This window comes from Mesorhizobium sp. BR1-1-2 (assembly GCF_020165435.1).
In the GTDB taxonomy this organism is placed as follows: Bacteria; Pseudomonadota; Alphaproteobacteria; order Rhizobiales; family Rhizobiaceae; genus Mesorhizobium.
Genome location: NZ_JAIUID010000002.1, coordinates 179,033 through 199,299 on the forward strand (window position 1 = coordinate 179,033; position 20,267 = coordinate 199,299).

Sequence of the window (20,267 nt, forward strand, 5' to 3'; positions counted from 1 at the left end):
TGTCCCGCAGGCGTTCAACGCCCCCGGGCGCCGAGGGCGACCGAAATCGGTCAAGCAGCGATCGGATTGAGCTTCAGATGCTGGATCAGGATGATGGTCTTGGCGTCGATGATGCGGCCATCGGCGATGCCGGCCAGGGCCTCCTCGAGCGGCATTTCCAGCACCTCGATGTCCTCGCCTTCGTCGGCGGCGCCGCCACCGGCCGAAATGCGGTCGGCGGGCGAATAGAGGGCGGTGAAGAACCAGAGCCGCTCGGTGACGCTGCCCGGGCTCATATAGGGCGAGAACAGCCGCTCCACATGGTTCAGCCTATAGCCGAGCTCTTCCTCAGCCTCCTTGAGGATGCAGGTCTCCGGATCGTTTTGATCGAGCAGCCCCGCGCAGGCCTCGATGAGCGGCTCGCGGTGCCCGGTGACGTAAGCGGGATAACGGAACTGGCGCACCAGAAGCACGGTCGAACGCTGGGGATCGTAAGGCAGGATCACCGCGCCATCGCCGCGATCGTAGGTCTGGCGGATTTGCGTCTCCCATTGTCCGTCGCGGCGGCGATAGTCGAGGACGGTCTTCTTCAGAACCGCCCAGTCGTCGGACAGGATCTCTTCAGAACGTATGCGGATACGATCTTCCATCGGCTGCCTCCATGTTGCCCGCGAGGCGTAGCCGCGAACCGGCGTTCGCGCAATCGGGGCAGCGATTGGTCCAGCAGGCGTTTCACTCTCTCGTGTCTGGTATGGAGGCGATCGATCGCCTAGATAGCGCGTTCCCCTCCCGGAGTTTCTTTCATGACGACATCGCTTTTCCAGCCGATCACGCTCGATGGCTTGAGCTTTCCCAACCGCATCGCCGTCGCGCCGATGTGCCAGTATTCGGCCGAGGACGGCTCGGCGAGCGACTGGCATCTCCACCACTGGATGAACCTGGCAATGTCCGGCGCCGGCATGGTCACGGTCGAGATGACCGATGTCGAGCGGCGTGGCCGCATCAGCCATGGCTGCCTCGGCCTTTATTCCGAAGACAATGAAGCCGCAGCGCGGCGGGCGCTGGACGCAGCAAGGCGCGTGGCCGCACCCGGCACCAAGTTCGGCACTCAGCTTGCCCATGCCGGGCGCAAGGCCTCCAACCGCAAGCCCTGGGAGGGCGGCGGACCGCTGCAGCCGGACGAGGATCCCTGGCAGACCGTCTCGGCCTCGGCAATCGCCTACGATACCGGCTGGAACGTGCCGCGAGCGCTGGAAGACGAGGAGATCCTCCAGCTCATCGAGCGGTTCGCCGAGGCGGCAAGGCGGGCCGAACGCGCGGGCTTCGACTTCATCGAGCTGCACGCGGCGCACGGCTATCTGATCTTCCAGTTCCTGTCGCCGCTCTCCAACCAACGCACGGACCGCTGGGGCGGCTCGCTGGAAAATCGCATGCGTCTTGTCGTCGAGATCGCCAGGGCGGTGAAGAAGGCAGCGCCGAAACTGATGCTGGGCGCCCGGCTGTCGGTCAAGGATTGGGTCGATGGCGGTTTCGACGTCGAGGATGCGATCGAAGTGGCGAAAGCGCTGAAGGCCGAAGGCGTCGCCTATCTCTGTTGCTCGAGCGGCGGCAATTCGCCCCTGCAGAAACTGCCCTCCGGCCCGGGCTACCAGGTGCATCTGGCTGAGGCTGTGCGCAGGGGCGCCGGCATCCCTACCCGCGCGGTCGGTCTGATCGACGATCCCAAGCAGGCCGAGGCGATCATCGCCGAAGGCCGCGCCGACATGGTGGCGCTGGCGCGCGCCTTCCTCGCCGACCCGCGCTGGGGATGGCGAGCGGCCGCCACCTTCAACGAGACGATCCATCCGGCGCCGCAGCTCGCGCGCTCGGTGACGACGATGCAGCACTGGATGAAGGCGACGGGCTGACATTTGCCTGGTCTGGCGGGCCATCGAGCCCGCCGGCCCCGCTCTTGAGACGTTTGGGCGCAGGCTGAGGACACGGTTGCAACCAAATTGGCTGCTTTGCGTTGCGGCCATGATGGACAACAAGCCTTTTGAAACACCGGTCGTGGTCGAACTCGGCCATGTCGGCAAATATCGCCATATCCGCAGCGCCCAGGAGGCGGCGGAGTGCCTGATGACGGTTTGGCCGCTCAATCGCGGCCCTCGTCATCGTGATGCTCTCGACACTTGCCTCAAAGTGCTGGAAGGTTATCGTTCGACAGCGGATGCGCGTCGGGCACTTATCGAAGCCGCCAGGGAATCGGACGTGCTGGTGCCGGACGACAAGCTGTCCGACGACCGGCTGCATTAAGCGGACGGACCTTTAAACCGGAGGTTTTTGATGGCGAAGCTGACTTACAAGATCGTCGAGCATGACGGCGGCTGGGCCTACAAGGTCGGAGCGACCTTCTCGGAGACGTTTCCCACGCATCAGGACGCGCTGCGGGCCGCCGAGATCGCTTCGGCCGAGCAGCAGGTCGCTGGGTCGACGGACGGCATCCAGTACGAGGATGCCGACGGCAAATGGCACGAGGAACTGGCCGATGGACGCGACCGGCCGCAGACCGAGGTTTCCGACTGATCTTGCAGCCCAAAGCCCGATCGCCCCAAAGGCCGGCCGCCCCGGAGCGCCGACCGCGGACGTCGGGAGAGAAAACGTCCTACGGTCAGCAGGGAGCCTACGGCTGATTATTTGCCGCAGTACTGGTCATTGACGTTGCCTTGAGCATTGGCGTCCGGGCCTGGAGTGTTATGGGCACATGGGCCCATCGCACCGGTATAGCCTTGGGTGCTCAACCCGGAGCCGTATGCATTGATGCTCCCGGTGGTGCTCCGGTCGATGCCTGATGAATCCTCATTGCTGAACAGCGACCAATTGTTCCACCAATTGTCATGGTTGTAATATCTGCCGTCCGTCGACTGCGCCATCGCCGATGTGGCAAGGCCGGCTGTCAGAACGAGTGCCGCGAGAAGTTTTTTGTACATTGTATCACTCCGTTTTGTCGTCGTCGCCTTGGGTGCGACACGGGGCAAACCAGTCATCAACCGAATGGTTCCTTGAATTCCTTGTGAAGCGTCGGTGAAGCCGATCCCAAATGCGCGAGCCACTATGCCTTGGATGAAGGCGGCGACCCGTATGGCGAACGTGATGCATTTCAGCGCCAAGCCCGTTCAGGAAGACGAGCGCCTCCCGCCCATGTTCGCCGCGGGCCGCCGAAAGGTTGAAGTGCGGGGACAGGCGCGTATGCGGGCACAGATTGTTCACCGGTCGGGTGGCATTGCCGCTGGCCGCTTGCCGCGCTATTTCAGGCGACCCGTTTGCCGGAGCCTTCAATGTCCGAAATCGTTACCGCCGCCATGCTCGTCATCGGCGATGAGATCCTGTCCGGCCGCACCAAGGACAGGAATATCGGTCATCTGGCCGACATCATGACGGCCATCGGCATCGACCTGAAGGAGGTGCGCATCGTTCCCGACGAGGAAGACGAGATCGTCGCCGCGGTAAATGCAGTGCGGGCCCGCTACACCTATGTGTTCACAACCGGCGGCATCGGCCCGACCCATGACGACATCACAGCCGATTCGATTGCCAAGGCCTTCGGCGTGCCTTGCGAATACGATGCCAAGGCCTATGCCCTGCTGGAAGCAAGCTATGCCGCGCGAGGCATCGAATACACCGAGGCCCGCAAGCGCATGGCCCGGATGCCGCGCGGCGCCGACCATATCGACAATCCGGTGTCGGTCGCGCCTGGATTCCGCATCGGCAATGTCCACGTCATGGCCGGCGTGCCTTCGATTTTCCAGGCCATGCTCGACAATGTCGTGCCGACGCTGAAGGCCGGCACGAAAATGCTGTCGGCGGCGGTGCATTGCCCGTTCGGCGAAGGTCTCGTCGGCGGGCCGCTGGGCGAGATCCAGAAAGCGCATCCGGATACGATCATCGGCTCCTACCCGAAATACGGCGACGGCAAGTTCTGGACCGAACTGGTGGTCCGTGCCCGCAGCCAGCAGGCCCTGGACGCCGCGCGCGCCGATGTCGAGGCGATGGTGGCCGGCTTTGCCGGCAGCGCGAGCTGATCCGGTCCAGGCCGGAACCAAGCACAACGCTGCGACGTTTCCTTGCCGCGGGCGGATCGCTCGCAAAATGAGGGGATCACCATGCGCTTCAAGACGATCGTCGCCATTCTGCAGAACGAGCAGGACGCGGAGCGCGTGCTCGACTTCGCCATTCCGCTTGCAAACCGCTTCCAGAGTCATCTGATCGGTATCCACGCCGAAGCGCTTCCGGTGCCCTACACCTCGGCCACCGGCTTTCCCGACACCGAGTTCCTGCAGGTTTCGGCCGACATGAACCGTGAACGGGCCGAAAAGCTGCGGGCCGCGTTTCTCAGGCATATCGAGAATTCCGGCCTGTCCTTCGAATGGCACAGCCTGGAGAGTTTTTCCGGCGACAGCGCCTTGACCGGCATTTCAAGCGTGCGTGCCGCCGACCTGATCATCGCCGCGCAGCGCGAGACGGGCGGCGATGCGAGCGCCGACGTCGACACGCTGGTCTACGACGCCGGACGGCCGGTGCTGGTGGTGCCGCATCTGGGTCCGCTGATCACCACCTTCAAGCGTGTGCTGCTTGCCTGGAACGGCAGCAAGGAGGCCGCACGCGCCGCCTTCGATGCGCTGCCCTTCATCATCGAGGCCGAGAAAACCGACATTCTGGTCATCGATCCGCCGGACACGCTCGATGAACGCCCCGAAGCCGCCGGAGCGGAAATCGCTTCCGCTTTGTCGCGTCATGGCGCCAGCGTGAGTGTCTCGGTGCAGAGGTCGGGCGGCACCTCGGTCGACGAGGTGATCCAGACCAGGATCGCAGAAACCGGCGCCGACCTGCTGGTCCTCGGCGCCTACAGCCACTCGTGGCTGCGCCAGCTCCTGTTCGGCGGGGTGACGCGCTCCGTGCTGCGCACCGCGCCGGTCGCGGCTTTCCTGTCGCGGTAAGTCCACAAGGATCGTTTGCGCCGCCCTTGCCAAGCGCGAGGTTTTCCAGTTACTTCCGCGCGCAATTCCCTGTTTTTTGCGCGCGACCGCGCGTGCTGCGGAGTGCGCGAAGAATGTCCCTTCCCGAAAAAGCCTTTCCGGTCTCATGGGACCAGTTCCACCGCGATGCGCGTGCGCTCGCCTGGCGGCTTGCCGGTACCAACAAGGCGCAATGGAAAGCCATCGTCTGCATCACGCGCGGCGGGCTGGTGCCCGCGGCGATCATCTCGCGGGAACTCGGCATCCGTGTTATCGAGACGGTCTGCGTCGCCTCCTATCACGACTACAGCAGCCAGGGGCAGTTGCAGGTGCTGAAGGAGGTCACGCCGGCCCTGCTCGCCGACGACGGCGCGGGCGTGCTGATCATCGATGACCTGACCGATACCGGCAAGACGGCGGGCATCGTGCGCGCCATGATGCCGAAGGCGCATTTCGCCACCGTCTATGCCAAGCCGAAAGGGCGGCCGCTGGTCGACACTTTCGTCACCGAGGTCAGCCAGGATACCTGGATCTATTTTCCCTGGGACATGGGCTTCACCTACCAGAAGCCGATCGCCGACGATCACGCCGGCTGATTCGCGGCAAGCAACCTGCTGCAAATCGAGCCGCAGGGAAGTCTCATCCACTAGGCAAAGGGGTCTCGCGAGGCAGGCTGGCGCGCGGAATCGGCGTCTATTGGTGAAAATCGGCCATCCTGATGAAAGTTTTTACTTTTATTGCCGATAATTGGCCGTAAGATTCGTGAGACGGCAAACGATTCTGGAGGCTGGGGCTAGCTTCTCCGATGCTGACGAGGCCAACGACGCACAACCATCTGGCCGAAAGGGTCCGGCGACTCTTCGGCACCGCGCCGTGCCGTCTGCAGGTAGCCGCCCTGCCCTGGCGCGAAACCGGAAACGGTGTCGAGATCATGCTGATTACCAGCCGCGATACCGGCCGCTGGGTGCTTCCGAAGGGCTGGCCTGAAGCCAGGGAGCCGCTTTGCGAAGCCGCGGCGCGCGAGGCTGTCGAGGAAGCCGGACTGCGCGGGACGATCTCGCATCTCGAGGCCGGCCGCTATTTCTACGCCAAGGCCCTGGCCTCCGGCGAGGAAGTGCCGTGCGAGGTGCTGGTGTTCCCGCTGCATGTCGACAAGGTCGCCGATCATTGGAAGGAAAAACGCTCCCGCACCCGCAAATGGGTCAGCTCGGGCGAAGCGGTGCGCATGGTCAACGAACCGGACCTCTGCCAGATCATCGCCTATTTCTGCGCCGACCCGCACCGGTTTACCTGAACCGGGATTGACCGTGCGACCAAGCGACCCGGAGGGTCGTGCCCGCCGGCGTGAATGCTTTGCTAATGAAGACGCAATAGGATCTGATCCGATCCTGGCGTTTCACCGATGACAAATCCCGCAAATCCCATTCCAGAGCGATCCGACGAGCACAAGCGGGAGCATCGCCAGCGCGTGCTCAAGGGCGCCACGATCATTACCGGCATCTCGAATTCGGAAGTTGGCTGCACGCTGCGCAATCAAAATGATAGCGGCGCCGAACTCAAGATTCCCCCCGAAGCAAGAATTCCGGATCGCTTCCTTCTCTATGTGCCCGTCGACGGCATCGGCTATCGATGCGAGGTCCGCTGGCGCCGCAACGGCCGGATCGGGGTGCAGTTCACCGGAACCGAGCCGAAGCCCAGGACGCACTACGGCTGATCCGCGACGCCGGATGTGCCAGGCAGTCGGTGCCTGGATGACGCCCCCACGCCATCGCGGAGCCTGACAAGCGCACCTTTTTCCCCTCGGCGAGCGGCGACTGCCGCACCTTCATTCTATCCCCGTTATCCACATGTGTGACACACAAGATGTTGGGGTCATAAAAGCTACGCAAACGAATCCTTGACGGCGCAAAACGAGTCGCCTTTTATAGGCCATGCGCTCCTGTTGAGAGCGCGACCGGAAAGTTCTGAGCCCGGTCTTTTTCCCGGATTATGTGCGTTTTTCCCCACATTTCCGCCTGTTTACGAGGCTGGCGGAAGCGTTGGGATTGTGGGGGCCTGGGCGATAAAGGGAGAATTGTCGGACTGGAATAAATTGTCTGTTAACACTATATTTAGTGTTTGCAGGCAGGTTCGACGCTAGATAATGTGAATTTCCCTCGAGTGAGGGAATCGGAAAAAATCAGTTTTGAGGGACCCGCGGGTTCGTCGGTGAGCTGGACAGGCGCTTCGCGAGAAGTTTGACCAGCAAGTCGGACAGAGACCGCGAAAATGGAGAGCCGGCCGTTTTCGAACGCCGGCAGACGGCGGAGTGCGCGTTTCACCTTTGGGGCAGAAATCCCTCGGGAAAAGCGCTATATATAGACAAAAGGGACCGGACCAATGCGCATCGAGCGTCGTTTCACCAAGCTAGGCCAATCTGCTTATGCGGAGATCGAATTCCGCAAGGCGCTTTCCGAGATCAAGAATCCGGATGGCTCGGTGGTGTTCCGCTTGGACAATATCGACGTGCCGGCGCAGTTCTCGCAGGTCGCCGCCGACATCCTGGCGCAGAAATATTTCCGCAAGGCCGGCGTCCCCGCGCGGCTGAAGAAGGTCGAGGAGAACGATGTTCCCTCCTTCCTGTGGCGCTCCGTCGCCGACGAGGCCGAACTTGCCAAGCTGCCGGAAGCCGAGCGCTACGGCTCCGAGATCGATGCCCGCCAGGTCTTCGACCGTCTGGCCGGCACCTGGACCTATTGGGGCTGGAAGGGCGGCTATTTCAAGTCGGAGGAAGACGCGCGCGCCTTCCGCGACGAGCTCGCCTACATGCTGGCCACCCAGCGCGTGGCGCCGAACTCGCCGCAATGGTTCAACACCGGCCTGCACTGGGCCTATGGCATAGACGGCCCGAGCCAGGGCCACTTCTATGTCGACCCGTTCACCGGCAAGCTGACCAAGTCGAAATCCTCCTACGAGCACCCGCAGCCGCATGCCTGCTTCATCCAAGGCGTGCAGGACGACCTCGTCAATGAGGGCGGCATCATGGATTTGTGGGTGCGCGAGGCGCGCCTGTTCAAATATGGCTCGGGCACCGGCTCCAATTTCTCGCTGCTGCGCGGCGAGGGCGAAAAGCTGTCCGGCGGCGGCCGTTCGTCCGGACTGATGAGCTTCCTTAAGATCGGCGACCGCGCTGCGGGCGCCATCAAGTCGGGCGGCACGACGCGCCGCGCCGCCAAGATGGTCATCGTCGACGCCGATCACCCCGACATCGAGGAATTCATCGACTGGAAGGTCAATGAAGAGCAGAAGGTCGCCTCGCTGGTGACCGGCTCCAAGATCGTCAAGAAGCATCTCGAAGCCATCATGAAGGCCTGCGTCAACTGCGAAGGCCATGACGACGACTGCTTCGACCCCGCCGTCAACACCGCACTGAAGCGCGAGATCAAGGCGGCCAAGAAGTCCGCGGTGCCGGAGAACTACATCTACCGCGTCATCCAGTTCGCCAGGCAGGGCTACACCTCGATGTCGTTCAAGACCTACGACACCGACTGGGATTCCGATGCCTACCTCACCGTGTCGGGCCAGAACTCCAACAATTCGGTGTCGCTGAAGGACAATTTCCTGCGCGCCGTCGAGGATGATGCCGACTGGCATCTCACCGCCCGCAAGGACGGCAAGGTGCTGAAGACGCTGAAGGCCAGGGATCTCTGGGAAAAGATCGGCTACGCCGCCTGGGCATCCGCCGATCCGGGCCTGCACTTCAACACGACGATGAACGACTGGCACACCTGCGCGTCCGCCGGTGCGATCCGCGCCTCCAACCCGTGCTCGGAATACATGTTCCTCGACGACACGGCCTGCAATCTCGCCTCGATCAATCTGCTCCCCTACCGCAATGCGGACGGCACGATCGACATCGCCGCTTACGAGCACACCGTGCGGCTGTGGACCATCGTTCTCGAGATCTCGGTCATGATGGCGCAGTTTCCGTCGAAGGAGATCGCCAAGCTCTCCTACGAATACCGCACGCTCGGCCTCGGCTACGCCAATATTGGCGGCCTGCTGATGACCTCCGGCATTCCCTATGATTCCGATGAGGGCCGCGCGATCTGCGCTGCGCTGACCGCCATCATGACCGGCACCGCCTACGCCACTTCGGCCGAAATGGCGTCCGAACTCGGCGCCTTCCCCGATTACGACCGTAATGCGCAGAACATGCTGCGCGTCATGCGCAATCATCGCCGCGCCGCCTATGGCGACAAGGACGGCTATGAGAAACTGGCCGTCAATCCGGTGCCGCTGGTCGCTTCCGACCTCAAGCAGCAGGACCTGGCGACGCACGCCAAGGCTGCCTGGGACCGTGCCATCGAACTCGGCGAGGAGCATGGCTATCGCAACGCGCAGGCAACCGTGATCGCGCCGACCGGCACGATCGGTCTCGTCATGGATTGCGACACCACCGGCATCGAGCCCGACTTCGCCCTGGTGAAGTTCAAGAAGCTCGCCGGCGGCGGCTACTTCAAGATCATCAACCGCGCTGTGCCGGAAGCGCTGCGCACGCTGGGTTATTCGGAAAGCCAGATCGCCGAGATCGAGGCTTACGCCGTCGGCCACGGCAACCTCAACCAGGCGCCCGGCATCAACCCCGGCTCGCTCAAGGCCAAGGGTTTCACAGACGACAAGATCGCGGCGCTCAATGCCGCGCTGAAGTCGGCCTTCGACATCAAGTTCGTCTTCAACCAGTGGACGCTGGGCGCCGACTGGGTGAAGGAGACCTTTGGCTTCACCGACGAGCAGCTCAACGACTTCTCGTTCGAGATGCTGCCGGCATTGGGCTTCTCCAGGAAGGACATCGAAGCCGCCAACATCCATGTCTGCGGTGCGATGACGCTTGAGGGAGCGCCCTTCCTCAAGGCCGAACACCTCCCCGTGTTCGACTGCGCCAGCCCCTGCGGCAAGATCGGCAAGCGTTCGCTGTCGATCAACAGCCATATCCAGATGATGGCGGCCGCACAGCCCTTCATCTCCGGCGCCATCTCCAAGACCATCAACATGCCGAACGACGCGACGGTGGAGGACGCCAAGGGCGCCTACATGCTGTCGTGGAAATTGGCTCTCAAGGCCAACGCGCTCTACCGCGACGGCTCGAAGCTGTCGCAGCCGTTGAACTCCTCGCTGCTCGCCGATGGAGAGGACGACGAGGACGAAGCCATCGAGCAGCTGATCGCCGCCCCAGCCGCGCAGCGTGCGGTGCAGGTCACCGAAAAGATCGTCGAGCGCGTCGTGGAGCGTCTCTACCGCGACCGCGAAAAACTGCCGAACCGCCGCAAGGGGTATACGCAGAAGGCAGTCGTCGGCGGCCACAAGGTCTACCTGCGCACCGGCGAGTTCGACGACGGGCGTCTCGGCGAGATCTTCATCGACATGCACAAGGAAGGCGCTGCCTTCCGGGCGATGATGAACAATTTTGCCATCGCCATCTCGCTCGGCCTGCAATATGGCGTGCCGCTCGAGGAATTTGTCGAAGCCTTCACCTTCACCAAGTTCGAGCCGGCCGGCATGGTGCAGGGCAATGACGCGATCAAGAACGCCACGTCGATCCTCGATTACGTGTTCCGCGAACTTGCCGTGTCCTATCTCAACCGCCACGACCTCGCCCATGTCGACCAATCGGATTTCGACAAGACGGCACTCGGCCGCGGCATCACCGAAGGCAAGGCCACGCCCTTCTCCAAGGGACTCTATCGCGGTGCCTCGCCGGTCAAGCTGGTGTCGGGTGCCGAGCCCAAGGGATTTGGCGGTTCTGGCCCGGCAACGGCCCCTGCCCGCGTGGCGCCGACGGCCTTCTCCGGCTCCAACGTGCTGGCGCTGAAGCCGGCGAGCGACGAGGCCATCGCTTACAAGCGCGACTATGAGGAACGCGCCAGGGAACTGGTCGAGGACATCGTCTACGAGGAAGCCGAAGCCTCCGGCGTCGAGGGGCTGTTCACCGACACCGCCGCGCACGAGGCCGCGGAAGCCAAGGCGCTTGCCGCCACCCGGCGCCAGCAATCGCTGATGCAGGGCTACACCGGCAACGAATGCTCCGAGTGCCATAACTTCACCATGGTGCGGAATGGCACCTGCGAGAAGTGCGATACGTGTGGAAGCACCAGCGGGTGTAGCTGAGGGCTGATGCCGCCTCGGCTTACAGTCCGCGACGTCATTCGCTTGCTGGAGACCGATGGCTGATATCTGGTTGCAACCAAGGGCAGCCATCGCCAGTATAAGCCATCGCCAGTATATAAGCACAGTGCCAAAGCCGGCCGCGTCCCCGTGGCCGGCAAGCCGTCTGAAGAGGTTGCGCCAGGAACCCTGAACAGCATCCTCAAGCAGTCCGGTTTAAAGGAGTGACGACATGCGTTACGCGGTCGTGATTGAGAAAGCAGGAAATAATTTTTCTGCTTATGTGCCGGACCTACTCGGCTGCATCGCGACTGGCGCGACGGTGCCCGAGGTGGAAACCGAGATTCGGGACGCAATACGCTTCCATATCGAGGGCTTGCGAGCCGATGGGCTGGATGTGCCCGAAAGTGTGAGCTTGGCGGAATATGTAGAGGCATAGTCTATATCCAGGCACTGCTCAACACGGTGCTTGGGGGCCCTTTCGCGGAGCGAGGGGTCAACGGCAAGAGCAAGCAGCTCAAACAGACGCTAGGACGGGGCGAATGGCGCCGCCTCAATCCGCGTCGGCCACCATTTGGCGGCCGCCGGCCCAGGCGCGCCATTGCCGCTCGTCGCCGTGGAAGACGTTGAGGTCGATGCGGCCGGTGACGCCATGCGACAGGCCGGAGCCGGAATATTGCCAGAACAGCCATTTGCGGCCGGGATAGACTTTTGAGGGGTGCTGCGCCACAGCGCGCAGCCAGAATGAATAATCGAGGAATTCGCCCCGGAGATTGTCGCGGTAGAAATCGGGCGCGGTGTAGATGATGGGTCGCTGGCCGTAGTGGCGTTCAAGCTTGTCCATGAACACCTGCATCTTCTCCAGCACCTTTTCACGCGACGGGCGCCGTTTGCAGCTGGATTCGCCGTTCCACTCGACGTCGATCACCGGCGGCAAGGCACCGTCGACCTTCGGCACGTTGCGGATGAACCAGTCGGCCTGCTCGCCGGCGGTGCGGCACCAGTAGAAGAAGTGATAGGCGCCGCGCTTCAGTCCGGCGGCGTCGGCGTTGCGCCAGTTTTTCATGAACAGGGGATCGAGATGGTCGCCACCGTCGGTGGCCTTGATATAGGCGAAGTTGGCGCCCTGTGCGCGCAGCTTCTCCCAGTTGACGTTGCCTTGCCAGCGCGACACGTCGACACCATGCACGGCAAGGTGGCGGGGCGAGGAGCGGCCGAAATTGATCGGCTTGGCATCGCGAAAGCCGTAGCGCGTGACCGGCCCGGCAAGCATCGCAGGGGCTGCCCGCGACAAGAGCTTCGGCGGCGACACCAGCGCCGCCGGCTCGACGACCGGCGGCTCCACGCTGTCCGGCAGGTCGGTCGCCGGAAACGCCACCGTCTCTTCCTCGGCCAGGCCGTAAGGCCGGACATTCTCGTCCGCCGGCACGGCTTCCGCCACTCTGCGTTCAGCCTTTCTCACTGGGACCGATGCGATCGGCGCGCTGGGCCGCACGACCGAGCTGGTGATCTCGTTCGATGGTTTCTGCATGTCCAGCGCGTCCATGCCCGATGTCGATGAGCAGCCGGCAAGGCACAGGGATGCGATCACGAAACTGACGGCGCCTGGTAACCGCATCTGGACCTGTACTCAAACACAACAGACCGAAGGCGACGGCCGACGGACAAACCAGGTCTAGTTATGAACGGGAAATTACCAATAAAGATTGAATCAAGTTTTTAAGCATGTTGGGCACGGTTCCGAGTGTCGGCCGTGCGCGGTCAGAAGCACAATCTAGGCCTGCCGATCCTATCGCCTGAAGACGCCGATCATCGGCCCCAGATTCCAGTAGTCGTCATTGCGGCCGATAGCCGGCGCGAGCAGGCTCGATATCGACCCGTCGAGGAACAGCGCATTGTCGCAGCCGAGCCCGTCGCGAAACAGGCGTGCGAATGCATGGAATGTCACCGTGCCATTCGAAATGGCGAAGACGGCGACACCGTCCCTTCGCACCCCGACACCGTCGCGCGTCTTGCGCGAGGTGCTGTCGGCCCGGAATTTCTGGTGCAATCGGCCGTCGATCACCAGCATCGGCCCGGACTGCGTGGCATAGTCGGTGGGCGGACGCTTCTTTAGGAAATCCCTTGTCGCGCGGACCGCGGCCTTGCCGTCTCTGATGTAGAAAATACCGTTGGGCTGGAGCGAAAAATTGCCGCTTCCCGACCCGACCTTCGCCGAGGCCAGTTCCTGCCCGCGCTCGACATACAGGCCGACCGGCGCGAGATTTGGATGGTACATTCCGGCATTGATGGCGAACAGCATCGTGCGCCCGGCCCGCCGCTGGGCGTCGTCGAGATTGTGCAGCGACTGATAGGGCTTGCCGGCGGGGTCCTTCCAGAACAGTTCGATCCGATAGTGTTTGGGATCGACCTCACAGACGAGATAGCTGGTGGCCTCGAAGGCGAAGTCGCGGCACGGCGGCAACGAGGCGAGCCACTGGCCGAACCCCATGCCGATCGCCGCCGCCGACGGCAGCGCGGTCTTGATCAGCGCGAGCAGCAAAGGCGCGGATTGGAGGACAGTCAAAAGATCCATGTGCGCACCGGATTGCCAGTCCAACGAGCCGCTGCCAGCATTCGCCGGCACGACGCAAGACCGGTCCCAAGCGGGAATGGATCAGACGGCCAAGGTCGAAGTGCGGCTGCCGATATCAGAAAGCGGCGACATCATTGAACAGAGCTGACGAGCCGCTCGTCGCCGCCAAGGATGGAAACCCAGCGACCGCTGTTGTCGCTCGCCTGTCTCTTCAGGTAGCGATAGCCTGTCTGGTTCCAGAGGCGAACCTTGTCGCTGAGATTGTCGAGGATGAAATCGCCCTTGTCGGTGCGCACCGTGAGCACGGCGTGGCCTTCGCCGTCCGGCTTGCGCACCACCGTCATCAGCAGATTGGCGATGGCAATGCCGGCGGCCTTGAGCTCGCGCTGCTTTTCAAGCGCGTAGTCTTCGCAGTCGCCAAAGCCGTTGTCGGGATAGGCCCACCACTCGTCCTTGCCGTAATTGTCGATGTCGCTCATCGGCTTGACGCGGGTGTTGACCGAGAGATTCACGGCGGAAATTTCCCGCAACAGCTGGCCGGTCATGCTCTCCGGCGCGTTGTCGGGCGAGCGGATGGAGCATTCGGCGGAATGGATCTTGCAAAAATCATAGTGCCCGATCGGCTGGGAGGTTTGCCCGCCGATGGTCATGGAAAGCGGTCCCGCATTCGCCAAACCCGCGGCCGAACAAAAAGCCGTCAGCGCAAACGCGAACCCCAAACCCGTCGCCTTGCGGCGCCAACCCACCGAGGATGCCATACGGCCCCACCCATCTATTTTTGTTAACAGAACGTTAAAGATGGATTTTGCCCGGAGTCAATGAAGGCGGCCGATCACATCTTTGGCGATCGACGCATGCCCGACCAGGGTTGCGCCGAAGCAACACCGGCAAGCACATTCCTGGAAGTGCCTTTTAGTCCTTGTGTGAAGCCGGCGGAAAACCGCTACGCACTTTCCTGGAATGCTTTAGGCAAACCATCCCATCGCCAGCCCCAGCAGCAGGGCGATGCCGAGCACGCCACGATAGATGACAAAAGGCCAGGCTGAGAAGCGTTCCAGCACGCGCATCAGGCTCCATATAGCAAAGAAGGCGGATAGCGAGGCGACGACCAGGCCGACCGCGAGGATCGACCAGCCCTGGGCATCGAGATGAGCCTTGTGCAGTTCCCAGAGCTCCTTGAGACCGGCGAGCGCGATGGCCGGCAGCCCCAGCAGGAATGAAAAGCGCGCCGCTTCTTCCCGCTTGAAGCCGAGCCCCAGTGCTGCCGTCAAGGTCGAGCCGGACCGCGAGACGCCCGGGATCAATGCGCCGATTTGGGCGACGCCGACGAGCAGCGCATCGGCCATGGACGCCTGGCCCATGGTGCGCGCATGGCGGGCACGGAGTTCGGCCAGCGCCAGCAGCAGTGCCATAGCGATGCAGGCCCAGCCGACGACCCCGAGGCCGCGCAGCGGTGAATTGCAGGCGTTGAGCACGCCGGACAGAGCCACGCCCGCGACGACGATCGGGATCGTCGCCAGCATGATCCAGAGCGCCAGCCGGAAATGCCGGTCGGCGAAATCGCGCCGTTTCAAGGCGCCGAGCGAACCGGACAGGATGTCCCTGACATCGTTCCAGAAGTAGCTGATCACCGCGGCGAGGGCCGCAAGCTGCATGGCGGCGGAGAAAGCGGAGCCGGGATCTTGCCAGCCCAGCACCGCCGGGACGACGCGCATGTGGGCGGTCGAGGAAATCGGCAGCAGTTCGGTGATGCCTTGCACCAAGCCGAGAAATGCGACCTTGGCGTAGCCCAGGCCGACAAAGCCCATGTCCATGCCTTGCATGCAGCTGTCGGCCATGTCGAATTCCATGTCGGAGAGATCGGAGTTGCGCGGAGAACGACTGGTGACAATCGGCCCGAGGCAAGCCATACCGCCATGGGGCGGAAAATCAATTTACGGATTTGTGAACTGGCGCCCGGGAATGGACGCCACCGGTGCGGAGGCGTGTTCGAATATCAACACCGCGCCGCCTCGGCGCGCTGGCAGCGCCAGGCAGTCAAGACCGGCCCGTTGGGTCGGTCTGCAAAAACTGGAGGAAATCACGATGCGATCGGGGGCACAGCCGCGATCAGGGGCACAGCCAGAGTTTCTGGCACGCCCTGGCGATCACGTGCGCCGGCGGGACAACCGGCTCCTCGACGGAAGGCCGACGCGCCCGTTCGAGCAGCATGCGCACCTGTTCCGGGCGCACACGATCGCGCTCCATCACAAGCAGGACCATCGGATCGCTCAAAAGCTCGTCCAGGGTACTGATGCTGTCGTTCATCCGTCGTCTCCTCGAATGCCGGCCCGCACCGGTTAAATAGGGAGACAATGATGGCTCGCCAATGACGCTTTGCCGGCTTTCGCGTGACTGTTTCGATTATTTCGTGACTGTTTCGATTAATTTTTGTCATGGTCACGTGACTTCATCCCTCTGTTGGCCCGAAGGGTGGATGCGTGGCAGTGCCACACTTCATCCAGCACGCCTCAACCGTCTCGGCGCTCGATCCCCGATCCATCTTCTTTCATAAGTCGAAAAGGGAGGCCGGAGGCCTTAGGCAGGCGGCGCGCCTTCGTGCTGCGGCAAGCCGTCATCGAGCACCACCCAAGGTTGCTTGGAGGCGGTCCAGATGTGCATCTGCGGCTTGAAGACGGACGGATCATCGAGTGAGCCGGTGGTGACGCCTATGATGCCGGCGGCATCGCGCCGCGAAAACATCGTCGTGCCGCAGCTGGGGCAAAACCCGCGCTTGATATCCGGCGAGCTGTTCACAATCGCGAACGGCCCTTCGACCGTCACATCCTCGATGCGAAACAGCACACGCGCATTGAAGGCGGCGCCGATCGCTTTTTGACAAAGCCGACAATGGCAGATGCGTTCGTTGACGGGCTCGACGTCGGCGCGATAACGCACCGCTCCGCACAGGCATCCGCCCTGATATTTAGCCATTGCCGTATCCGTTCCCGAGAGGATTTGATGCGAGACTATCGACGCCCGACATTGGGTCAATTCAAAAGCATTGATGCGATCCCATCGACGGCTGCGATGAAACTGCCGGCCGCCTCAAAGGAGACTGCCGGCACTCAATACCCGACAAGCTATTCGGTTTCGCCGACTACCTCGTCCCAGCTCTTCACCTTGGTCTGACCATCGAGGAACGGCAGTGCTGCCGCAGTCAGTTCCGGGGCGAAGAAGACGTCGTAGTGCGTGCGGTTGGGCAGGATCGCCAGGCGGTTCCGCGACAGGTTCTCGCGCATCCAGCCAGCGTCCTTCAACCCGCCGCCGAGCATCTGGTAAAACTTGATCTCGTGCTCGGGCTTGTACATGTCGCTGTCGCCATAGGCCAGCATGACCGGCATCTTGAGCTTGGGAACATCGGCCGAGTAGTCGTAGTTCTGGCGCATGAAGTTGCCGAGCGTGTCGAGCAGCTTCGGGAACTCCTCGGGATGCGGCGCCACGGCGACGTAGGATTTGTACATCGGCGTGTCCTTCATGAAGGGGGCGGCGGCCGCGCTCACCTGCGCCTGCTGCGGGCGCATCTCGTCGTAGAACCCGTCGGCGGCATAGCCGGTCGAGACCAGCACAAGCCGGCGCACCGCTTCGGGATGCTGGACAGCCATGCGGAAGGCAACGCCGCCACCCAGCGAATAGCCCATGACGTCGACATGATCGTAGCCGAGCGCCTTGACGATATCGGCCATGTCGTCACCCACCGCCTCCAGCGTGAACGGCCGGTCGCCAAGCGCGGTGCGGCCATGGCCTTGCAGGTCGACGGTGATGACAGTGCGATGTTCGGCAAGCTTTGGCAGGATGGGGGCGAACATGTCCGCTGTGCCGAGACCGCCATGCAGCAGAAGCAGCGGCTCACCCTTGCCGTGGACGGCATAATAGTAGTTCAGGCCGTTGATCGGCAGCAGTCCGGATTTTTCAGGCTTCGGCGGTGTCTTCGCTTCGGTCGTCATGGCAGATTTTACCTCGTTTGCGTTGGTGATGCCCGGACAGGCGAGAAGCGCCGCGGCCGAAGCAAGAATGGCGAAAAGCAGGGCTTTGGACATATCGATCTCCTCCAGTCTGTCCGTGTGTCGGTGCGTTCCTGAGCTGGCTGGTCCATCGGCCCCAACCCGCGCGAAAACCGATCAAGAATATTGGTCTGACCCGGCTTCCGTCCCAAGGACGAACCAACGAAATGCAAACCGACATCATCAAGGAGAAATTCTGGGGCTTTCCCGTGGATGGGGAGCAACGGCGAAATCGAGGACGCCTCAGTGGCGCTTGGCTTGCACCAGATAGGCATCAATCTCGGTCTCGCCGAGCCACTTGGCCGCTTCCAGCCGGTGCAGGCCTTCGACCAATATATGCCGTTTGCCGTCGTGGCGGACCTGGATCGGCATCTTCATACCGTTCTCCAATATGTCCTCGGCGAGATGACGGACCGTCTCGGGATGCAGCGTCTTCTTGCGCGCCGTCGGCACGTAGATGTCGTCGACCTTGACCTTCTGCACTCTGAGCACGTCAACCCCCTGGGCGGAACGCCGCCTTGTCCTGAGATAGTCGCTTTGTTGACGAGGGCCAAGGGCATGGCGACGAATAGGGAGGCAAGCGGGTTTGTCTGCCGCCGCACATTCGATATTGCATATCAGCCTTTGTAGATACGGTCCTCGAGCGGCGTTTCGGCGATCAGCGTCTGCAGGCCCGACAGCAACGCCTTCTCGGCGCGGTTCATAGCCTTGTCCGGATTGACCAGCAGGAAGATGTCGATAGCCGGCGGGGCATCGTAGGGCGGCAGCCGCCAGAGCGTGCCGTCGGCCACATCGCGCCGCGCGACATGCAGCGGCAGCGGGCCGATGCCGAGCCCGGCGACGATCATGCGCCGCACCTCCTCCAGGCTCGACGACACGCCCACGACATCCGCGTTCAGCCGTGCTTCGCTGCGCAACAGCGCGACCGGCCGCAGCGCATCCGATATATGGTCGGTCTGGAACGATACCGAGGGCTCGTCGCGGAGATCGGCGAGCCTCAGTCCGGTTTGCCCGTAGAGCCTGTGCCGCGGCCCGCAGAAGAAGCCGAAGAACTCGCGATAGACCATGTCGTATTGCAGCGCCGGATCGCGCTGGCTGACCAGGCAGACGCCAAACGAAGCACGGCGCTCCCTCACCTGCTTGGCCACTTCCGTGCTTGCCGCGACCGAAATGGTGATGCTGGCGCGCGGATAGTTGCGGTGGAATTCCGACAGCGCCCGGTCGAACAGCGGCGAGACCACATGGCTGGCGGTCGCGATCATGACATGGCCGGTGACATCGTCGCTGATGCCGCGCATCAAGAGCGGCAGCTGCGATATGGTGCCGAACACCTCGACGCTCTGCTCGTAGAGAAGCCCTCCAACCTCGGTGAGCTCGAAGCGTGTCGCGTCACGCTCGACCAGCCGCCGGCCGACCCGGTCTTCCAGCCGCCGCAGCGCATTGCTGACGCTTGGCTGCTTCAGGTTCAGCCTCTCAGCGGCACGCGTGATGCTCTTCACCTCCGCGATGACGACGAATGTCCGCAGGAGGTTCCAGTCCAGATCCCAGACCAGCCGTTCGGGGCGCGGCAATGCCATTCCTGATATCTATGCTCCCTATTTCCATTATCTATTTGCGCAATACTGCCGCAAAGGCAATCATTGACCTCAGGAGCGCTCCAACGCCTCCCAAGAACAAGCCGTCGCGCTCCATCCAGAGGACAGGAATCAGATGAACAAAATATTTTCCGGTATTGCCGTGGCGACGCTGCTGTTTGCGTCTTCCTTCGCAGCCGTCTCGGCTCGGGCCGACGACCTCGAGAAGATCAAGGCGGCGGGCGAATTGAAGATTTCCATGAGCGGACAGTATCCGCCTTTCAACTTCGTCAACGATCAGAACGAGGTCGTCGGCTTCGACGCCGATATCGGCAAGGCGATCGCCGATCGCATCGGCGTGAAGGGCACCATCATCACCACCGCCTGGGACGGCATCATCGCCGGCCTGCTCGCCAACAAATACGACACCGTGGTCGGCTCGATGACGATCACGCCGGAGCGTGAGAAGGTGGTCGATTTCGTCGGCCCCTACTACCACGCCGGCCGCGCGGTTTTCGTCAACCAGGATTCCAAGGTGCAGAGCCTCGACGAACTCAAGGGCAAGACCCTTGGCGTGACGCTCGGCGAAACGCATGAGAAATGGGCGCGCCAACAGGGCGGCTGGGACATCCGCACCTATAAGGGGCTGCCGGAATTGCTGCTGGAGCTGAAGGCGGGCCGCGTCGACGCCATCGTCGTCGACAACATTCCGGTCATGGTCGCCGTCAAGGAGACCGGCGAGAAGGTGCGCAAGCTCGATACGCCGGGTATCGAAGGCGGCAGTGTCGCCATCGGCATCGCTATCCGCAAGGACAATCCGGAGCTCAAGGCCGCCATGCAGAAGGCGCTGGACCGCATGATGGCCGACGGCACCTACCAGAAGATATCCATGCACTGGATCGGCAGCGACATCCGCTAACTTCGTCAGGCTTCGGCGGTCAAGGCCGCCTGAAGCCGA

23 protein-coding genes are annotated in these 20,267 nt (G+C 62.5%); 12 read left to right on the forward strand and 11 right to left on the reverse strand.

All coding sequences use genetic code 11. The features are described 5' to 3' along the window. Window positions 1-50: 50 nt before the first annotated feature. Window positions 51-629: an NUDIX domain-containing protein gene (locus LB551_RS04175; protein WP_224658311.1), complete on the reverse strand. Its 579-nt coding sequence runs from the start codon at window positions 627-629 to the stop codon at window positions 51-53. A 153-nt stretch (window positions 630-782) separates the two neighbouring features. On the opposite strand from LB551_RS04175, the gene LB551_RS04180 reads away from it, so the two are divergent. The 3 genes from LB551_RS04180 (at window position 783) to LB551_RS04190 (ending at window position 2,544) form a co-directional block, all read left to right on the forward strand. After that, window positions 783-1,886: an NADH:flavin oxidoreductase/NADH oxidase gene (locus LB551_RS04180; RefSeq protein WP_224658313.1), complete on the forward strand. Its 1,104-nt coding sequence runs from the start codon at window positions 783-785 to the stop codon at window positions 1,884-1,886. Window positions 1,887-1,995: 109 nt separating this feature from the next. Next, complete coding sequence (locus LB551_RS04185) at window positions 1,996-2,274, forward strand: DUF982 domain-containing protein (protein ID WP_140548812.1); 279 nt, start codon at window positions 1,996-1,998, stop codon at window positions 2,272-2,274. Between the two features lie 30 nt (window positions 2,275-2,304). Further along, the gene (locus LB551_RS04190) at window positions 2,305-2,544 is read left to right on the forward strand and encodes a DUF2188 domain-containing protein (RefSeq protein ID WP_140493732.1); all 240 of its coding nucleotides are present in this window, start codon (window positions 2,305-2,307) and stop codon (window positions 2,542-2,544) included. 107 nt (window positions 2,545-2,651) lie between these two features. Here LB551_RS04190 and LB551_RS04195 read toward each other — a convergent pair whose 3' ends face one another. After that, window positions 2,652-2,948, reverse strand: a complete 297-nt coding sequence (locus tag LB551_RS04195) for a hypothetical protein (RefSeq protein ID WP_224658315.1) — start codon at window positions 2,946-2,948, stop codon at window positions 2,652-2,654. A 348-nt stretch (window positions 2,949-3,296) separates the two neighbouring features. Here LB551_RS04195 and LB551_RS04200 point away from each other — a divergent pair, with 348 nt between their 5' ends. The 8 genes from LB551_RS04200 to LB551_RS04235 all read left to right on the forward strand — a co-directional run bounded on the left by LB551_RS04200 (window position 3,297) and on the right by LB551_RS04235 (window position 11,556). Next, on the forward strand, window positions 3,297-4,040 hold the full coding sequence (locus LB551_RS04200; protein ID WP_224658316.1) for a competence/damage-inducible protein A: 744 nt from the start codon (window positions 3,297-3,299) through the stop codon (window positions 4,038-4,040). Window positions 4,041-4,121: 81 nt separating this feature from the next. Continuing rightward, complete coding sequence (locus tag LB551_RS04205) at window positions 4,122-4,955, forward strand: universal stress protein (RefSeq protein ID WP_224622346.1); 834 nt, start codon at window positions 4,122-4,124, stop codon at window positions 4,953-4,955. A 113-nt stretch (window positions 4,956-5,068) separates the two neighbouring features. Further along, window positions 5,069-5,569: a xanthine phosphoribosyltransferase gene (gpt, locus tag LB551_RS04210; RefSeq protein WP_140493737.1), complete on the forward strand. Its 501-nt coding sequence runs from the start codon at window positions 5,069-5,071 to the stop codon at window positions 5,567-5,569. Between the two features lie 209 nt (window positions 5,570-5,778). Further along, window positions 5,779-6,267: an NUDIX hydrolase gene (locus tag LB551_RS04215; protein WP_224622348.1), complete on the forward strand. Its 489-nt coding sequence runs from the start codon at window positions 5,779-5,781 to the stop codon at window positions 6,265-6,267. Between the two features lie 108 nt (window positions 6,268-6,375). Beyond that, on the forward strand, window positions 6,376-6,687 hold the full coding sequence (locus LB551_RS04220) for a PilZ domain-containing protein (RefSeq protein ID WP_224658325.1): 312 nt from the start codon (window positions 6,376-6,378) through the stop codon (window positions 6,685-6,687). A 665-nt stretch (window positions 6,688-7,352) separates the two neighbouring features. Continuing rightward, window positions 7,353-11,120 (forward strand): vitamin B12-dependent ribonucleotide reductase, encoded by a 3,768-nt coding sequence (locus LB551_RS04225; RefSeq protein ID WP_224658328.1) that lies wholly within the window; start codon window positions 7,353-7,355, stop codon window positions 11,118-11,120. Window positions 11,121-11,186: 66 nt separating this feature from the next. Further along, the gene (locus LB551_RS04230) at window positions 11,187-11,345 is read left to right on the forward strand and encodes a type II toxin-antitoxin system HicA family toxin (RefSeq protein WP_224658575.1); all 159 of its coding nucleotides are present in this window, start codon (window positions 11,187-11,189) and stop codon (window positions 11,343-11,345) included. A 4-nt stretch (window positions 11,346-11,349) separates the two neighbouring features. Beyond that, a complete protein-coding gene (locus LB551_RS04235) occupies window positions 11,350-11,556 on the forward strand; it encodes a type II toxin-antitoxin system HicB family antitoxin (protein ID WP_224658330.1) in 207 nt (68 codons plus the stop codon). Window positions 11,557-11,670: 114 nt separating this feature from the next. Here the strand turns inward: LB551_RS04235 and LB551_RS04240 are convergent, their stop codons facing one another. The 9 genes from LB551_RS04240 to LB551_RS04280 all read right to left on the reverse strand — a co-directional run bounded on the left by LB551_RS04240 (window position 11,671) and on the right by LB551_RS04280 (window position 19,312). Next, window positions 11,671-12,735 (reverse strand): GH25 family lysozyme, encoded by a 1,065-nt coding sequence (locus LB551_RS04240; protein ID WP_224658332.1) that lies wholly within the window; start codon window positions 12,733-12,735, stop codon window positions 11,671-11,673. Window positions 12,736-12,906: 171 nt separating this feature from the next. Then, on the reverse strand, window positions 12,907-13,692 hold the full coding sequence (locus tag LB551_RS04245) for a phosphodiester glycosidase family protein (protein ID WP_224658334.1): 786 nt from the start codon (window positions 13,690-13,692) through the stop codon (window positions 12,907-12,909). A gap of 131 nt (window positions 13,693-13,823) precedes the next feature. Further along, window positions 13,824-14,450, reverse strand: a complete 627-nt coding sequence (locus LB551_RS04250; protein ID WP_224658336.1) for a transglutaminase-like cysteine peptidase — start codon at window positions 14,448-14,450, stop codon at window positions 13,824-13,826. A gap of 207 nt (window positions 14,451-14,657) precedes the next feature. Beyond that, window positions 14,658-15,530, reverse strand: coding sequence for an undecaprenyl-diphosphate phosphatase (locus LB551_RS04255; protein WP_224658337.1), 873 nt, complete (start codon window positions 15,528-15,530; stop codon window positions 14,658-14,660). A gap of 271 nt (window positions 15,531-15,801) precedes the next feature. Next, a complete protein-coding gene (locus LB551_RS04260; RefSeq protein ID WP_140493757.1) occupies window positions 15,802-15,999 on the reverse strand; it encodes a hypothetical protein in 198 nt (65 codons plus the stop codon). 270 nt (window positions 16,000-16,269) lie between these two features. Beyond that, a complete protein-coding gene (locus LB551_RS04265; protein ID WP_224658338.1) occupies window positions 16,270-16,665 on the reverse strand; it encodes a GFA family protein in 396 nt (131 codons plus the stop codon). A 149-nt stretch (window positions 16,666-16,814) separates the two neighbouring features. Next, window positions 16,815-17,771 (reverse strand): alpha/beta fold hydrolase, encoded by a 957-nt coding sequence (locus LB551_RS04270; protein ID WP_224658339.1) that lies wholly within the window; start codon window positions 17,769-17,771, stop codon window positions 16,815-16,817. A gap of 207 nt (window positions 17,772-17,978) precedes the next feature. Next, a complete protein-coding gene (locus LB551_RS04275; RefSeq protein WP_006206067.1) occupies window positions 17,979-18,227 on the reverse strand; it encodes a ParB N-terminal domain-containing protein in 249 nt (82 codons plus the stop codon). A 125-nt stretch (window positions 18,228-18,352) separates the two neighbouring features. After that, entirely contained in the window at window positions 18,353-19,312 is a 960-nt protein-coding gene (locus LB551_RS04280) for a LysR family transcriptional regulator (protein ID WP_224658340.1), read from the reverse strand. 133 nt (window positions 19,313-19,445) lie between these two features. On the opposite strand from LB551_RS04280, the gene LB551_RS04285 reads away from it, so the two are divergent. Then, on the forward strand, window positions 19,446-20,228 hold the full coding sequence (locus LB551_RS04285; protein ID WP_224658341.1) for an ABC transporter substrate-binding protein: 783 nt from the start codon (window positions 19,446-19,448) through the stop codon (window positions 20,226-20,228). The last annotated feature ends 39 nt before the right edge of the window (window positions 20,229-20,267 follow it).

What these genes read in the sequence shown, in the direction of transcription:
- LB551_RS04245 (WP_224658334.1), bottom strand. Translation starts at nt 13,692, where the DNA reads ATGGATCTTTTGACTGTCCTCCAATCCGCGCCTTTGCTGCTCGCGCTG.
- LB551_RS04200 (WP_224658316.1), top strand. Translation starts at nt 3,297, where the DNA reads ATGTCCGAAATCGTTACCGCCGCCATGCTCGTCATCGGCGATGAGATC.
- LB551_RS04190 (WP_140493732.1), top strand. Translation starts at nt 2,305, where the DNA reads ATGGCGAAGCTGACTTACAAGATCGTCGAGCATGACGGCGGCTGGGCC.
- LB551_RS04185 (WP_140548812.1), top strand. Translation starts at nt 1,996, where the DNA reads ATGATGGACAACAAGCCTTTTGAAACACCGGTCGTGGTCGAACTCGGC.
- LB551_RS04280 (WP_224658340.1), bottom strand. Translation starts at nt 19,312, where the DNA reads ATGGCATTGCCGCGCCCCGAACGGCTGGTCTGGGATCTGGACTGGAAC.
- LB551_RS04175 (WP_224658311.1), bottom strand. Translation starts at nt 629, where the DNA reads ATGGAAGATCGTATCCGCATACGTTCTGAAGAGATCCTGTCCGACGAC.
- LB551_RS04240 (WP_224658332.1), bottom strand. Translation starts at nt 12,735, where the DNA reads ATGCGGTTACCAGGCGCCGTCAGTTTCGTGATCGCATCCCTGTGCCTT.
- LB551_RS04220 (WP_224658325.1), top strand. Translation starts at nt 6,376, where the DNA reads ATGACAAATCCCGCAAATCCCATTCCAGAGCGATCCGACGAGCACAAG.
- LB551_RS04235 (WP_224658330.1), top strand. Translation starts at nt 11,350, where the DNA reads ATGCGTTACGCGGTCGTGATTGAGAAAGCAGGAAATAATTTTTCTGCT.
- LB551_RS04255 (WP_224658337.1), bottom strand. Translation starts at nt 15,530, where the DNA reads ATGGCCGACAGCTGCATGCAAGGCATGGACATGGGCTTTGTCGGCCTG.
- LB551_RS04180 (WP_224658313.1), top strand. Translation starts at nt 783, where the DNA reads ATGACGACATCGCTTTTCCAGCCGATCACGCTCGATGGCTTGAGCTTT.
- LB551_RS04285 (WP_224658341.1), top strand. Translation starts at nt 19,446, where the DNA reads ATGAACAAAATATTTTCCGGTATTGCCGTGGCGACGCTGCTGTTTGCG.
- LB551_RS04250 (WP_224658336.1), bottom strand. Translation starts at nt 14,450, where the DNA reads ATGGCATCCTCGGTGGGTTGGCGCCGCAAGGCGACGGGTTTGGGGTTC.
- gpt (WP_140493737.1), top strand. Translation starts at nt 5,069, where the DNA reads ATGTCCCTTCCCGAAAAAGCCTTTCCGGTCTCATGGGACCAGTTCCAC.
- LB551_RS04215 (WP_224622348.1), top strand. Translation starts at nt 5,779, where the DNA reads ATGCTGACGAGGCCAACGACGCACAACCATCTGGCCGAAAGGGTCCGG.
- LB551_RS04265 (WP_224658338.1), bottom strand. Translation starts at nt 16,665, where the DNA reads ATGGCTAAATATCAGGGCGGATGCCTGTGCGGAGCGGTGCGTTATCGC.
- LB551_RS04270 (WP_224658339.1), bottom strand. Translation starts at nt 17,771, where the DNA reads ATGTCCAAAGCCCTGCTTTTCGCCATTCTTGCTTCGGCCGCGGCGCTT.
- LB551_RS04205 (WP_224622346.1), top strand. Translation starts at nt 4,122, where the DNA reads ATGCGCTTCAAGACGATCGTCGCCATTCTGCAGAACGAGCAGGACGCG.
- LB551_RS04195 (WP_224658315.1), bottom strand. Translation starts at nt 2,948, where the DNA reads ATGTACAAAAAACTTCTCGCGGCACTCGTTCTGACAGCCGGCCTTGCC.
- LB551_RS04225 (WP_224658328.1), top strand. Translation starts at nt 7,353, where the DNA reads ATGCGCATCGAGCGTCGTTTCACCAAGCTAGGCCAATCTGCTTATGCG.
- LB551_RS04260 (WP_140493757.1), bottom strand. Translation starts at nt 15,999, where the DNA reads ATGAACGACAGCATCAGTACCCTGGACGAGCTTTTGAGCGATCCGATG.